The organism is Hymenobacter sp. YIM 151500-1, assembly GCF_025979885.1.
Classification (GTDB): Bacteria; Bacteroidota; Bacteroidia; order Cytophagales; family Hymenobacteraceae; genus Hymenobacter.
Genome location: NZ_CP110139.1, coordinates 1,420,958 through 1,434,409, shown reverse-complemented (window position 1 = coordinate 1,434,409; position 13,452 = coordinate 1,420,958). Strand labels below are relative to the sequence as shown.

The window sequence follows — 13,452 nt, the reverse complement described above, 5'->3', positions numbered from 1 at the left end:
AGTTTGCAAAGATGGTGAGGTAGTGAGTAGTGCGGGAGGTGAGTTGTGTCTGGCGGCAGACTTAGGCAGCCGTGCTGCCGCGTCTGCCCGCCGGTGGATGGGGCAAGTCTCCCGACTTGCGGCCGCGCAGCGGCCAACTCGCGTTAGGGCCGTCAGGAGCGAGTAGTAAGAAAAACGAAACGGGAAGGGAAGCTCTACCAAGGCCTCAGCCGTTGTATGCAGTGGCACCAGAAGCCGCGGAACGATGTAGAGACACTGACGCAAGCTGTTTCTGAAAACGCTACGTGGGCAAGAATCCAGGGGCAAACTCAGCGTTGCTACGAGAAGCGCGAGTTGAGCGTATCTTTCGGTGTTTTTCAGCTTCTCGCCGCCCACTTCTGGTGGCGCGATACCGGGTGGCCGCCTGCGGCGGCCGCAAGTCGGGAGACTTACCCCATCCACCGGCGGGCAGACGCGCCACCTGTGGCGGCTAAGTCTGCCGCCAGACAAAACTTACCTCCTCACCACCGCACCCCATGCTTCAACCTGGCGAACTGGCTCCTGATTTTTCTTTGCCGACCACCTCCGGCGACACGTTTCGGCTGAGTGACTACCGGGGTAAGCGGGCCGTGGTCCTGTTCTTTTATCCCAAAGACGACACGCCCGGCTGCACGGCCGAGGCGTGCCTGTTCCGCGACCAGTACCAGGATTTTCAGGACCTGGGCGCCGAGGTGGTAGGCGTCAGCTCCGACAGCGAGGCCTCGCACCAGCGCTTCGCCGATAAGCACGGGCTGCCGTTTCCGCTGCTGGCCGATGCCGGCGGGCAAGTGCGCAAGCTCTACCAGGTGCCGCGCGCCATGCTGGGCCTGCTGCCCGGCCGGGTTACGTTTGTAATCGACGAAGCGGGCGTAATTCAGTACATCTTCAATTCCCTGAGCCGGGCCACCGACCACGTGGCGCAGGCCCGGCAAGTGCTCGAGAAGCGCGGTCAGGTCCGGTAGGCTCGCTGGTGAGAGAAGGCAGGAAGAGCGGCGAGGCGACGGTTGGTGTCGTCTTGCCGGCGTGCTTTTCTATCTTCATTCCATGCTTGAAGGTTGGGGTTGCTGGAGCAGTTGTGGCCGTTGCGGGCGGGTCGGCAGCTGGGCCGTAGCCTATGTCAAGCGCCCCCGGCTACGCTTGCGGCCGGTTTTTGGGCCCGCGCTAGTTGGGTTGTTGCCGTCCGGCCTCTACCTTTGACATCTGACGTACGCCACCCGATAAGTTCTTACCGAATGTCAGCTTCTCAGCACAAGCGCCTGCAAGCCCTGCGTTCCTACGATATATTGCACTCGGCCCAGGAGAAGCTGTTCGATGACCTGACCGCCCTGGCCGCCTACATTTTCAGCGTGCCGGTGGCGCGCATTGCTTTCGTGGGGCAGGACGAAGTGTGGCACAAAGCCAGCGTGGGCATGCCCGCCCTGGAAAGCTTGGCCCATGAGCAGACCCTTTGTTCGCAGGCCGTGCAAGCCGAGGAGCCCGTGCTGGTGTACTCCGACCTCCGCCAGCTGGAAAACGCTGACATCCATATTGTTCAGGAGCGCCAGGTGGTGTTCTACGCCGGCGCCTTGCTGTGTACGCCCCAGGGCCAGTGCATCGGAACGGTGTGCTTGGCCGGCCACGAGCCCCGGGAGTTTACCAGGGCTGAGCAGCAGGTGCTCAGCCAGCTGGCTGCTTTGGTGATGCTGGCCCTGGAAGCCCGCCGCCAGCTGCTGACCTCGGCTGGCCCCGCCGCCTGGCAGCAGCTGCGGGAGCAGGCCGAGGAGGAGTTGCATAACCAGATGGCCTTGGTGCGCTACCTGAAAGTGCGCAGCGGCGGCCAAGTGCCCGTGCCCGTGGAGCTGCTGGAACCCATGGCTAAGCGCCTGGAAGAAGTAGCCCAGGTGCTACGCCCGAAATCTGCCGGCACTGCTGAATAGTACCGCGCAGCCTGGCTATGCAGACAGCCCCGCCTACGAGGCCTTAGTCCAGAATGCGCAGGCTGTCGGCCAGAATAACGGGAGAGGCCTGGTAGCGGCCTGGGCGCGGACCGTTTTCCAGGTTGAGCACCCCGCGCGGGCACACCGTGGCGCACACGCCACAACCCACGCACGAGGCCCGGATGATAGGCTCTCCGCGCTGGGCGTATTGCTTCACGTCGATGCCCATTTCGCAGGCGTTGGAGCAGTTGCCGCAGCTGATGCATTGCCCGCCGTTGGTGGTGATGCGGAAGCGCGAAAAGTGCTTTTGCAGCAGCCCCAGGTAGGCCGCCATCGGGCACCCGAAGCGGCACCACACCCGGTTGCCCAGCAGCGGGTAAAACCCCACGCCAATCACGCCCGAAAACGCGGCCCCAATCACAAACCCGTACACCTTGCCCAGCCCGTCTACCGGGCTTAGGCCGCCCACCAGGGGCAGGCCGACGGCCGTGGGCGAGGTAAACCACGCGGGCAGCAGGCCCGCCGCTCCCAGCCAGAGCAGGACCGTGAGCAAGACAATCACCCCGAGGATGGGGTAAATCAGGCGCACTTCCAGGCGCCAGGCGCTGCGGCGCTTGTCGGAGAGGTGGCGGTACGGGTCGCCGGCGGTTTCGGCCAGGCCTCCGCAGCCGCACACCCAGGAGCAGTACCAGCGCTTCCCGAAAAAATACGTCAGCACCGGCGTGGCTACCAGGCTCATTACCACGCTCCAGAACACCAGAAACACACCCAGGCCCGGCCCGCCGTCGCGCAGCAAGTAGTCCACGGTGCCCGGAAACAGGTAGTCGTATTTCAGGGGCCAGAAGTAGCTGAAGTAGAACTCCGGCTTTTGCAGGGCCAGCAGCAGCCCCGGCAGCAGCCAGGCCAAGCCCAGCTGAAAGAACATCACCGACACGGTACGTAGGCGTTGATAAGGCGAGTGGCGGTACTTGAGCAGAGCCCGGCCGCCCATCACCAGCACAGCCAGCGTGTAAAACACCCCGTACAGAAACCACTGGTCCGACGGGCGGCGGCGCAGCCACTGGCTCACCGGGTCGAGGGCATGGATGAGCTGGTTGAGCGGCCCAAAGTTGCCCTGGCCGTTGTCGGCGCTGTACCAGTACAGCACCACGTAAAAGCCCGTGAGCACCACGGCCGTCAGCCAGGCCACGGCCCCGCGGCTAGTGCTGGCCCGCTGCCACAGGCCATCCTGGCGCACCCCGGCCGGCCCGCGCCCAAACTTCCACCACGCCCAGCCCAGGGTGCCGGCGCTCAGCAGCCCCAGCGCCCCGAAAAAGCACCACCGGGCCCGCTCGGCATCGGCATCGAAGGCTACGGGCAGCAACAGCAGCAGCCCCAGGCCTACCACCGTGAGCAGCAGCTTTTCCGGGCCCGCCACGGCGGGCGGCGGGGCTTGGTTTTCGGTGGAGGAGAGGGACAGGTTCATACCTGAGAATAGAAGGATAAGCAAGCAAGGGGCGGCTCAATTAGCCGAACGTCCCAGGGCTGAAGCCCTGGGCTAGTCAGGGGCATTGTTGGGCGCTACGTAGCCCAAGGCTTCAGCCCTGGGACGCCGGTACCACCGGCTAGTGAGATACGCACAGGCCGTTGTGCCGGGCTAGTGATGATGGTGGTGGTCGGTGGGCTTACCGAACAGATTGAGCAAGGAGCCGAACACGTACAGGCCCAGCCAGCACGCGTACAGCCAGTTGTAGCCCTGGGGCTGGGGCTGTGCCAGCCACCGCATAATTACCTGCGCTGCTCCGCTCATCACGGCGCCCACCAGGGCAATGTACTGGAAGCTGTTGAGGGCGTCGGGGCGGTAGAGCTTGGAGAAATCCATGGGCTTAGGAAAGCAAAATAGACGGAAGGAAACAGGTAACCAGGATGAACCAAGCAGCTGCTACGCAAGTTGCGGACAACCGGCGGCTCACTCTTCGTAGTTCCTACCTACGAAAGGAAAACCACTGCCGGCGGCCGGGCACCACCGCCTGCTGCGGAAACTGGCGGTTGAAGGCCGCCACGATGTCGGCCTCGTGGCGCCGGAAAAACTCCGGGGCGAAGTTGGCACGGGCCAGGTCGGCCACCACTTCCGTCACCGGGGCGCGGCGGCGCAGCCACTCGTCCCACACCTCGTGGCGCTGGCGCAGGCCCAGGGCGTTCATACCCGTCACGGCCAGCCCGTCGGCAGCCCGGAAGTTGAGGCGCAGCAGGTGGCGGCCGTTGGGATGCTGCCAGCAAAAGGTTTGCTCCCCGGCCGGGAGCCGGACCGGCACCTGGCCGTAGGTCTGGTATTCGAGGTCGAAGAACTTGGCTGAGTTAAACCACGGCCCGCGCCGGTAGGGGGTAGGCTCGCCGCCGATGGTGTGCGCCACGGTTTGGCCCTGCATCCGGCCGGTGTACCAGAGCTGCTCGATGGGCACCTCGCCGGCCGTCGGCTGGCGGTGCTGGGCACAGTCGCCAGCCGCGTACACGCCGGGGGCGGAAGTTTGCAGCAGCTCATCCACCAGAATCCCCCGGTCGGTTTCCAGACCGGAGGCGCGGGCCAGCCCAATGTTGGGCGTCACGCCCGTGGCCAGGCCCACCCACTGGCAGGAAATTTCGCCGCCCGCCGTCGTGCGCACGGCCCGCACCCGGCCCTGGGCATCGGGCAGGATTTCGGCCAGCTCGGTCAGGTACAGGGTATGGATGCGGTGGGCAGCCAACTGGCGCTGGACCAGGGCTGCCTCTTCGGGCGGCAGCACCGAGCCCCAGTAGTGCGCGTCACGGATGAGCATGGTGACTTCGATGCCGCGCGAATGCAGCATTTCGGCCAGCTCCACCCCAATTAGGCCCCCGCCCACCACCACGGCCTGGCGCACGCCGTGGGTGTCGCGGGCCATACGCTCCAGGTCGGGCAGGCTGTACAGGCCCTGCACGCCGGCCAGGTCCTGGCCCGGCCAGTTGTAGAAGCGGCTCACCGAGCCCGTAGCCAGCAGCAGGTGGGTGTAGGAGAGGGGCGGGCCGGCGCTCAGGTACACGTGGCGCTGCTCGGTATCAAGGCGCGTGGCCGTGGCGTGCACCAGCTCCAGCTGGTTTTCGGCCCAAAACCAGTCTTCGTGGGGCTTGAGGTCCTGAAGGCGCAGGTGGCCCAGGTACACGTACATCAGGGCCGTGCGAGCAAAGTGGTGCGTGGCTTCGTCGGAGACGATGGTGATGCGCGCCGCCGGCTGCCGCTGCCGTAACGCCAGGGCGCAGCTGATGCCGGTAATGCCGTTGCCGATAATGACCAGATGCATGGAGAAGGCGAAGTTCGGCCGCAGGTATCACCGAATAGTTGCAAAGCTACGCCGCCGGGCGCAAACCGGTTTGGCGGGGCCAGTGGGCCCAAGCAGGGCACTAACTTCTGCTGCCGCTCCTCGTACAGACAGGTATTCCACTCATGTAGTTGACTATCCCATGAAAACGACCGACCAGAACGGCGAAACCGTTGGCACCGAAAACCAGCAGATCACCGAAAATAACGCCTACGCGGCTCCCCAAAACGAGCAGTTGGAAAAAGAAAAGGAGTTCAAGGAAATGATGAGCAATGGCAAGGCCGCCAACGACCCCTCGGCCTTCCGCCACACCGGCGCCGACGGCTACACCCAGCGCTCCGACCAGAAAGACCAACTCGAAAACCTGCACATCGGCGGGGGTGAGGGAGTGCCTCAGGGCGGCAACGAGCACCAAGCCAGCGGCGAACAGGCCCAGGGCCCCGGCTTTGAGCTGGAGGGCAGCGTGGAGCTAGACCACCAACTGCGTACCCGTGACCAGGAGTTCGGCGAGAAAACCACCAGTGGCCCCGCTCATCCCGTGCAAGACTAACCGTCCAGTAGCGGCCGGTTGTCGTACTTGCTCGCAGCCCCGTTCTACCCTGTAGAATGGGGCTTTTTTGTGATAAAACGGGTCATGCAATTCGCTCGACAATCAATAACCTATCAACGCTGCCCGCGCTTATTTTGCCGCTAACCAGCACGCAGTTCGCTCGACAATCAATAACGCAAGAATAATTCGCGGGGGGGCAACTTTTGAAAATATACTGCTTGCACCGACTGTAGGAACCAAACTCGTTTTTCGTCTATCTTTAGGAGCCGTCGTGGTGTTCGGTTGCCAGTGGCTCCGGCAGGCGGCGCCGGCTACTTTCTGTTTCTTCTTACCTCCCCCGGTATGGATGCCAACTCTCCCACTCAACCCGAAAACGAAAACCCTACTTCCCCCGAACTGAACAGCGACGAGGAAAACCTGTCATCCGGCAATGGTCGCCTGGCTATCATCGTCGGGGCGGTGCTGACGGTGGTGGTGCTGGGCTACGTGCTGCTGCCCTCCCAGGCCACGCGCCGCATTGCGCAAACCATGCCTGCTACGGGGCAAAGCAAACCCAATGCAACGGCCGCCCGCCCCAGCGAAGAAACTGCCGCCACCGCTCCAGCTGCCGAGCCCGAAGCAACTCCCGAAGCAGCAGCAGCAGAAGCGGCCGAAGAGAAAACGGAGGTAGCTCGGGTGGCTCCCGCGCCGGCTGCGCCGGCCCCGGCCGCTTCGGTGGCTCCGGAGGCGGCTCCCGCTCCGGAAGCAGCCGAGGAAATTGTTATCGAGCCCGTGCCTGCCGCTCCCGCCGACGCGGCCCCGGCCCCCACGGTTACGCTCGCGGGCCGCGTCCTCGATGAGGAAGGCCGCCCCTTGGCCGGGGCTACCGTCATGATAAAAGGCCAGCGCACCGGTACTGGCACCGACGCCAAAGGCAACTACAAGCTGGAAGTCCCGGCCGGCGACAACACCGTGGTGTATGGCTACGGCGGCTACGAAGACCAGGAGCTACGCACCCGCGGCAGCCAGACTCAAAACGTAACCCTGGTACCCCGCGCCGACGCCCCCCGCCGCCGTCGGCGGTAGGGTGTAGAAGTGAGAGGCTAGAGGTGAGAAGTTAGAGATGAAAGGGTAAAGCCATAGCGGTGCGAAACTTCTTCCGCGCATGAGAGAAGCAAAAGCTTCGCGCTACACTCCACTCGAATACAAAAGCCCCACCAGCCGGCGCTGGTGGGGCTTTTACGTGCTATGCTCGTCGGGTTACTGCGCCTGCCGCTGCGGCGTTTCGGTCGGGACGGAAGGTGTACCGCCGGCAAACCGGCTGCCGAACAGGAAGTACACCGGCACGCCCAGGGCCACCAGCAACAGCCCGCGCCGCGAAAACTCGGCGGTGTCGGGGGCCAGCAGCAGGATGAGGCAGAAGCCTGAGGCCAGCACTACGTACAGCGCTGGCAGCACCGGGTAGCCCCAGGCCCGGTAGGGGCGGGGCGCGGTGGGCCGGGTGCGGCGCAGCACGAAAATGCCGATGATGGTGATGACGTAAAACAGAATCACCGAGAACATAACGTAGTTGAGCAGCTGCCCGTAGGAGCCCGACAAGCACAACAGGCTGGCCCACAGGCATTGCGCCCACAAAGCCCGGCTGGGCACGCCAGCCGCGTTGAGGCGGGCCAGGCCGGGGAAGAACAGGCCGTCTTTGGCCATGGCGTAATAGGCCCGTGCCCCGCTCAGGATAATGCCGTTGTTGGCCCCGAACGTGCTTAGCATAATCAGCACGGCCAGCACCACGGCCCCGGCCGGACCCAGCACGTGCTCGGCTACGGCGGTGGCTACCCGGTCGTCGGTGGCGTACATGATGCCGCGGCCGGCAATGGTGGGTGCGTCCGGAGAGCCGGCCAGGGGGAGTACCAGCAGGTACACCACGTTGGAGAGAATGTACAGGGCCGTGACAATGGCCGTGCCCAAGGCCATGCTGCGCACCAGGGTCCGCTCGGGGTTCACGATTTCCTCGCCCGCAAACCCGATGTTGTTCCAGGAGTCCGACGAAAACAGGGAGCCGGTCATGGCCATGCCCACGGCTACCACCAGTCCGCTCAGGGTCAGGGGCAGGGGCGAGGCCGATGCGCCAGGCACCGGGAAGCGCACAGCCGTCCACATATCCTGGAAGTTGGCCTGCACGGCCTCGGCATTCAGCCCCAAAGTAACCCCGCCCAGGATGAGCAGGGCCAGGGCCACGAGCTTGGTGGAGCCCAGCACGTTCTGAATCAGCTTGCCGGCCCGCACGCCGCGGGCGTTGATGGCCGTAATACCAACAATAAGCAGAATGGCCAGCAACTGCACGCTGCTGAACTCAAACGTGTACTCACCCACCAGCGGCAGCCGCAGAGGCTCGGCCCGAAACAGCACGTTCTTCACGCTAAACCAGGGTAGCAACACACCCGTGAACTTGGCAAAAGCCACGGCCACGGCCGCAATAACCCCGGTCTGAATCACCAGAAACAACGACCAGCCGTACAGAAACGCCACCAGCTTGTTGTAGGCCTCGCGCAGATATACGTACTGCCCGCCCACCTTCGGAAACATGGAAGCCAGCTCGCCGTAGCTGATGGCCCCAGCCAGGGTAATGACGCCCGTGAGCAGCCACACCACCAGCAGCCACCCGCTGGAGCCCACCTGCCGGGCAATGTCGGCCGACACGATAAAAATACCCGAGCCAATCATGCTGCCCGTCACAATCATGACGGCGTCGAACAGCGTAATGGCCCGCTGAAACTGACCTTGTTTTTCGGACATAGGGGAGAAGGAGAAAGTTTGGGGCCGGAAGATAGAAAAGAAACCGCCCGCATGAGGCGTGCGGGCGGTTTGAGGTAGGGGGAATGTCTAGATTAGCGTGGAGGCGCTTAGAGGTTTTTACCTGACTTTCTTAAAAGTTAATGTATTGCCTCTTCCTAGGTATGTCAAAGACAAATAGTTGCCGTCAAGTTTAATTATTGAATAGCAATAACAATCGGCAGGATCATCTTCGTATGTAACTAAGAGGTTGTTCTTGCTCGATTCGTATTTTTTATCATCACAAGAACATCTATTGGTGTTTTTATATCTTAAGGCGGAAGGCGCTGTTCCCTTGTAGATCTCATAATAAAAGTCATTATCTATTTTAACCTTGAATTTAGGATCTTGAGTAGATTGCCATGTGCCTATTAATAAGTTGGTAGTGCTCTTTTTGACTGGTGTAGAATTTTCAGTTTTAACCTGAGCATTACAGCTGACGCATAAGGCAAAAGAAATATTTATATATATTATTATCAGAAACTTCTTCATCTGGAGTGTTTTTAGGAGTAATTAGCTTATGCCAAATACAGTTTTAGCATTGTTAGTATACTTTATTCTCTCTGTTAAGCCATTTCGTCCACCATTTACAGCCCTGGTAACTGCTATTACATCATCTCTATCCGCACGGCCGTTTATATCTTTACTCTTTTTATAGATTAGCCAAAACCAACCTGCTGAATCCGAAGCATAAGGTTCCTGTTCTACTTGGAACATATTAGTGCCATCTATAAAATTCTTTCCTAAATAGGCTCCATATTTTTTGTACACATCTCGGCCGGTAAGCTGGATCAATCCTCGACCTCGGAACCTCTTTCCGTCACCTGGCTCGGTATTTCCTAAGTCAAGTCTACCTTCGTACTTGCTGCCATCTGCATATTCGCGAGCCGTATTGAAATGGTCACTTTCATGGGCTACTTGCGCCAAAAAATGAGCCTGGCGTAAGCGTGTGTTAATTTTGTATTTACGCATGGCTTCGTTTAGATGTGTGACGTGCTTTTTAATATTAGACATGCTGGCTGGTGGACAAATGGCTTTGATTTGGGCAGCTGTGACCTCCAGTCCTTCGACAACTGGCACTATTAGAGGTGTCTCCCAATAGGCCCACTGTATTTGGCGGTCATAAATTAAACAGCGGCTATCTACCAAATAATAATCTTTTTCCATGCCTCCTTTGGAGGATAAATAATATAGGGCATAGTCATGAGTCTCCTGCACCGGAGGGCGGCCAGCATTAAACTGATGCATCCGGTTGAGAGTGGAAGGTGAGAAGGAAGCAGCCGTGCCCGGAATGTAGGGACGCAACAACTGCTCACCACTAGCTGCGGAAAATATCGTACATCTACCTCCTTTCAGCAAGTCGATGACATTTTCACGACTAAACAAGTTTTTTATGCGAACCTTATATTCCATTACTTGGCCTATTTATTTAGCTGCTCGTTCCATCCAAGCCAAGAAGTGACGACCGTAGTGCTGATAATAGGGGAGGAGTGGCTTGTCGTAGGCAGCCCGGATGCAGTCTTGTAACTCACGGGCCACCGCTTGTTCCTCAGCTGTTACAGAATGTGCTGTTAGCAGCCAGCGCTGCTCTACTACTTGACACACGAGCTGAAAGTGCCGGCGCATAGCATTCCTCCATTCACCGGGTCCTAAATGTTCACGCGAAATAGGACCCAAGCATTCATTTCCAGCTGCGTTGCGTTGCAAAGCAGGCCCATCATAAGGAGAATTCTCTAGTTCGATCCACTCAAATTGTCCTGAAGGGTAGTGAATGCGCAACATCAAGTGGGGTGGAAAAAGAAGACGGGGCACCCCGTGAGCGTTAGCGTAGCCACTACTCGTGACACCACAGTAGGCGGAGATAAGCCACTGTTCTTCTCCTTCTACAGTTGGAATAAGTACTGTATTATACCCTCCTAAGGCAGTTACATCTAAATATAAGTCGGGTGGGAGAGTTTCCACTGCGGCTCTTTTTACACTTATGTACCAATCTTCAATCATAGTTTTCTTAAGCAAAAAGTTGATCGTACGAAAAGCAAGTGCACAGATTAGAAATGATGTGCAGATCCTGTATTATAAATCTCCCAACCTGTAATAACATATTTACAGGTTGTATGACAACTGCGAGTTATGCATGCATTGTAGGTGGTGCGGATGGGCGGGCAGGTTCCAAATCTATGGGCGTGCTAGTCCACAATGGTGCTTCTGACACGAGTAAGAAGGCAAGCGGTTCCTCAGTTTCAGGGTGTTTGCATTCATCCATTGCTACCGCCATTTCGGCAATAGTTACCCGCCGCCCTTGGCCCTTGGCTGCCGTGTTTGCCCCTGTATCATTTAAGTAAATATGAGTCAATCTACCTTGGCCATCGAAGTCGGCATCTGTAATTAGTATGGCATGGCCATCTCCGTTTGGTTCACCATAGTGCAATTGTCCGAAGTCCACACCTGCTATGATACCTTTACCATCCTTAAGTGCATCGGCAAGGTCTGTCATCTGAGGCTGCATAACTATAGTTGAAGCTACCTGTCGGGCTGCTAGTAATGCTTGAAGTGAGTGACTACTGGTACGCCCGTACAGGTTGAGGTCAAACTCTTTTGTTTTGGCACGAACGCCATTATGAGCCAACTTTTGCTCAACTGCCCAGGCAAGCAACTCATCCTCTTTATGAACTACTCCGGTAAGCTGGCGAATGAGTTGCTGAGATGCTTGCACCCCGCAATTATTATAATTCTGCTTGCCCGGAAAAATAGCCGGGCCCGCTGAGGCAGCAATGTCGCCGATGAGCACGGTGGGGGCACCTGTCATGATGGTGCCACCATGCATGGTTTTGTCGAACATACGGGCGGCGGGCCGGCCGCCGATGAACACACCCACCGAGCCGATAGCAATACTATTGGGCACCGGGGACACGCACATGCATAAGTCGCCCATAGTGGCAGCGGGCAGGCCACCGATGAGTACCGTGGGGGTGCCGGGGGGCATGACCAGGCCACCCACGTGTGGTTTAGGTCCGTCCAGCATTGGGCACACGTGGTTGTCACTAATTCGGGTTGACGGCTTTCCCATCGTGCTGTGTTTAGTTGATTTTGACGAGCGTGCCTTTAATCGTCGTCATGGTCGAGCCGCTCACTTCGGCGGTCAGGCCTTCTACCTTGACACCGGTTTGTCCGGCCAGATCCAAGGTCGTTTGTGCTGTTACCTCCACTTTCTGGCCGGTAGCTTCCAGCTTCGTTTCGGCCTGAATGGAAATCGTTCGGCCTTGCAGCTCCAGCGTGTCCTGGGCCGCAATAACGATGTCCTGGCTTTCAAGAATGATTTTCTCGCCCGCATCCAGGGTAATCATGCCTTTGGTCTTGAGGACGATGCTTCCATCCTTGGCAAAGGATACCTCCAGCTTCGTGTCCTTTTTCTGGCCGCTGGAAATCAGAATCTTCTCTTTGCCTTTCTTATCGTGAAAGGTGATTTTGTTGCCGCTGGCCGTCTGAATGCCCTTCACGGCGTTGTCATCGGGGCTGTAGCTGGCTTTCTGCTTGTTGTTGGCGTGGAAAAGGTTGCCGAGGACGATGGGCGTTTCGGGGTGGTTATGCTCGTAGCCGATGAGCACCTGGGAGCCGATTTCGGGAGTGAAGAGCTGCCCTTTGCCGTCGCCGCTGTACGGGGTAGTCACGCGCAGCCAGCCCGACTCGGCATCCTGGGGGCGGGCCGGGGTCCAGTGGTAGCGTACGCGCAGGCGGCCCAGCTTCTGCGGGTCTTTCAAGTCAATCACCTCCGCTAGCTCCGGCTGGGCGGCCGGCAGCACGGCGTGCGGGTTGAGGGGCGGCACGGGGAGAGAGTGGGGCACCGCCTTAAACGTGTTCTGGTAGTTGCCTTCCTCGTCTACCTCGTGGCTGAGGCTGATGATACGGTACTTGCCCAGGCTGTCTTTGCGCGTCACGGTGCTGCCCAAACCTTCGGCGGTGGCATCAAGCAGCTGGCCCAGACGCAGGTTGGGGTTGTCGGTGCGGCCGCGGAAGAGGAGGGCACTGGCCGCCCCGGCCTGGCTGATGGTTTTGGCCAATTGGTCCAGCTCGCTGGAACTCTTGATGGCCGCCAGAGCGGGCAGGTGCGAAGGCTGGGTAAAGACATCCCGGGATTTTTGCACGGCAAACTTCGCGTACGGATTGGAAGCTACCTCGCCGGAGGTGTCGGGGCCGGGGCCGTGGAAGTGCTGGTGGCGGGTGGCATCGTAGGCGTAGAACGTTACGGCCGAAGGCTGGATGGCAGCTTCAACCTGGAAAGTGCTCCAGTAGCCGTCCATGAACAGCGAAGTTGTTTTTTCGCCGGGCTCCTGGCCTATGCACAACTCGGTGCCGTTGAAGTAAAACCACTCCTGATACGAGGTCAACAGCCGGTTCAAAAAGTCGAAGTTGCTTTCATTGTACTGGGCCACGTAAGGTAGTGGCGCGGTGTGGGCCAGAGTGCCTTTGGCCAGCTTGAGACTGTCGTAGTGGTATGGCTGCAACACCTGCTTCACGATGTCGGCCAGCGTCTTGTCACGGAAAGTGCGCTTCTGCACCCCGTCGGTAAGCAGGCAGGTGGGGCTGAATCCTTTGATGATGAAGCTACCCGTGTAGTTGTTGGAGCTGCTCATCAGCAGGCTGGTCACTACCCCCGTAAACCGGAAGGTATAATCCGTCTCCGTCAGCGAATCTTCCTGGATGGAAATATAAATGGGCTTGCCTACCAACTGCTGATGCGCCTTCTCCATAAAGCTGGTAGCAAGGGTTTCCAGATGGTCGAACAATACCTCTACTTCAAAGGAATGATGCGTATGCAGGTCTTGATAAAGGCGAAACGCGGCTACTT

The 13,452-nt window shown here is 59.2% G+C and carries 12 protein-coding genes; 4 read left to right on the top strand and 8 right to left on the bottom strand.

Annotation, left to right across the window (positions count from 1 at the left end; genetic code table 11):
• Window positions 1-515: 515 nt before the first annotated feature.
• Together OIS53_RS05925 and OIS53_RS05920 are read left to right on the top strand one after the other, a co-directional pair.
• Complete coding sequence (locus tag OIS53_RS05925; protein WP_264681480.1) at window positions 516-980, top strand: peroxiredoxin; 465 nt, start codon at window positions 516-518, stop codon at window positions 978-980.
• A gap of 270 nt (window positions 981-1,250) precedes the next feature.
• Complete coding sequence (locus tag OIS53_RS05920; protein WP_264681479.1) at window positions 1,251-1,934, top strand: GAF domain-containing protein; 684 nt, start codon at window positions 1,251-1,253, stop codon at window positions 1,932-1,934.
• 43 nt (window positions 1,935-1,977) lie between these two features.
• Here OIS53_RS05920 and OIS53_RS05915 read toward each other — a convergent pair whose 3' ends face one another.
• From OIS53_RS05915 to OIS53_RS05905, 3 genes are all read right to left on the bottom strand, one after another.
• Window positions 1,978-3,399: a 4Fe-4S binding protein gene (locus OIS53_RS05915; RefSeq protein WP_264681478.1), complete on the bottom strand. Its 1,422-nt coding sequence runs from the start codon at window positions 3,397-3,399 to the stop codon at window positions 1,978-1,980.
• A 171-nt stretch (window positions 3,400-3,570) separates the two neighbouring features.
• The gene (locus tag OIS53_RS05910) at window positions 3,571-3,795 is read right to left on the bottom strand and encodes a hypothetical protein (RefSeq protein ID WP_264681477.1); all 225 of its coding nucleotides are present in this window, start codon (window positions 3,793-3,795) and stop codon (window positions 3,571-3,573) included.
• 103 nt (window positions 3,796-3,898) lie between these two features.
• Window positions 3,899-5,230: an NAD(P)/FAD-dependent oxidoreductase gene (locus tag OIS53_RS05905; protein ID WP_264681476.1), complete on the bottom strand. Its 1,332-nt coding sequence runs from the start codon at window positions 5,228-5,230 to the stop codon at window positions 3,899-3,901.
• 160 nt (window positions 5,231-5,390) lie between these two features.
• Here OIS53_RS05905 and OIS53_RS05900 point away from each other — a divergent pair, with 160 nt between their 5' ends.
• Together OIS53_RS05900 and OIS53_RS05895 are read left to right on the top strand one after the other, a co-directional pair.
• Complete coding sequence (locus tag OIS53_RS05900; protein WP_264681475.1) at window positions 5,391-5,798, top strand: hypothetical protein; 408 nt, start codon at window positions 5,391-5,393, stop codon at window positions 5,796-5,798.
• Window positions 5,799-6,140: 342 nt separating this feature from the next.
• On the top strand, window positions 6,141-6,863 hold the full coding sequence (locus tag OIS53_RS05895) for a carboxypeptidase-like regulatory domain-containing protein (RefSeq protein ID WP_264681474.1): 723 nt from the start codon (window positions 6,141-6,143) through the stop codon (window positions 6,861-6,863).
• A gap of 174 nt (window positions 6,864-7,037) precedes the next feature.
• Here the strand turns inward: OIS53_RS05895 and OIS53_RS05890 are convergent, their stop codons facing one another.
• From OIS53_RS05890 to OIS53_RS05870, 5 genes are all read right to left on the bottom strand, one after another.
• Window positions 7,038-8,570 carry an APC family permease gene (locus OIS53_RS05890; RefSeq protein WP_264681473.1) on the bottom strand — a complete coding sequence of 511 codons (1,533 nt, stop codon included), beginning with the start codon at window positions 8,568-8,570 and terminating at the stop codon, window positions 7,038-7,040.
• 549 nt (window positions 8,571-9,119) lie between these two features.
• Complete coding sequence (locus OIS53_RS05885; RefSeq protein ID WP_264681472.1) at window positions 9,120-10,019, bottom strand: glycoside hydrolase family 19 protein; 900 nt, start codon at window positions 10,017-10,019, stop codon at window positions 9,120-9,122.
• A 12-nt stretch (window positions 10,020-10,031) separates the two neighbouring features.
• The gene (locus tag OIS53_RS05880; protein WP_264681470.1) at window positions 10,032-10,607 is read right to left on the bottom strand and encodes a hypothetical protein; all 576 of its coding nucleotides are present in this window, start codon (window positions 10,605-10,607) and stop codon (window positions 10,032-10,034) included.
• 127 nt (window positions 10,608-10,734) lie between these two features.
• Window positions 10,735-11,628, bottom strand: coding sequence for a PAAR domain-containing protein (locus OIS53_RS20365; protein WP_319805478.1), 894 nt, complete (start codon window positions 11,626-11,628; stop codon window positions 10,735-10,737).
• A gap of 55 nt (window positions 11,629-11,683) precedes the next feature.
• The gene (locus tag OIS53_RS05870; protein ID WP_264681469.1) at window positions 11,684-13,354 is read right to left on the bottom strand and encodes a type VI secretion system Vgr family protein; all 1,671 of its coding nucleotides are present in this window, start codon (window positions 13,352-13,354) and stop codon (window positions 11,684-11,686) included.
• Between the last annotated feature and the right edge of the window lie 98 nt (window positions 13,355-13,452).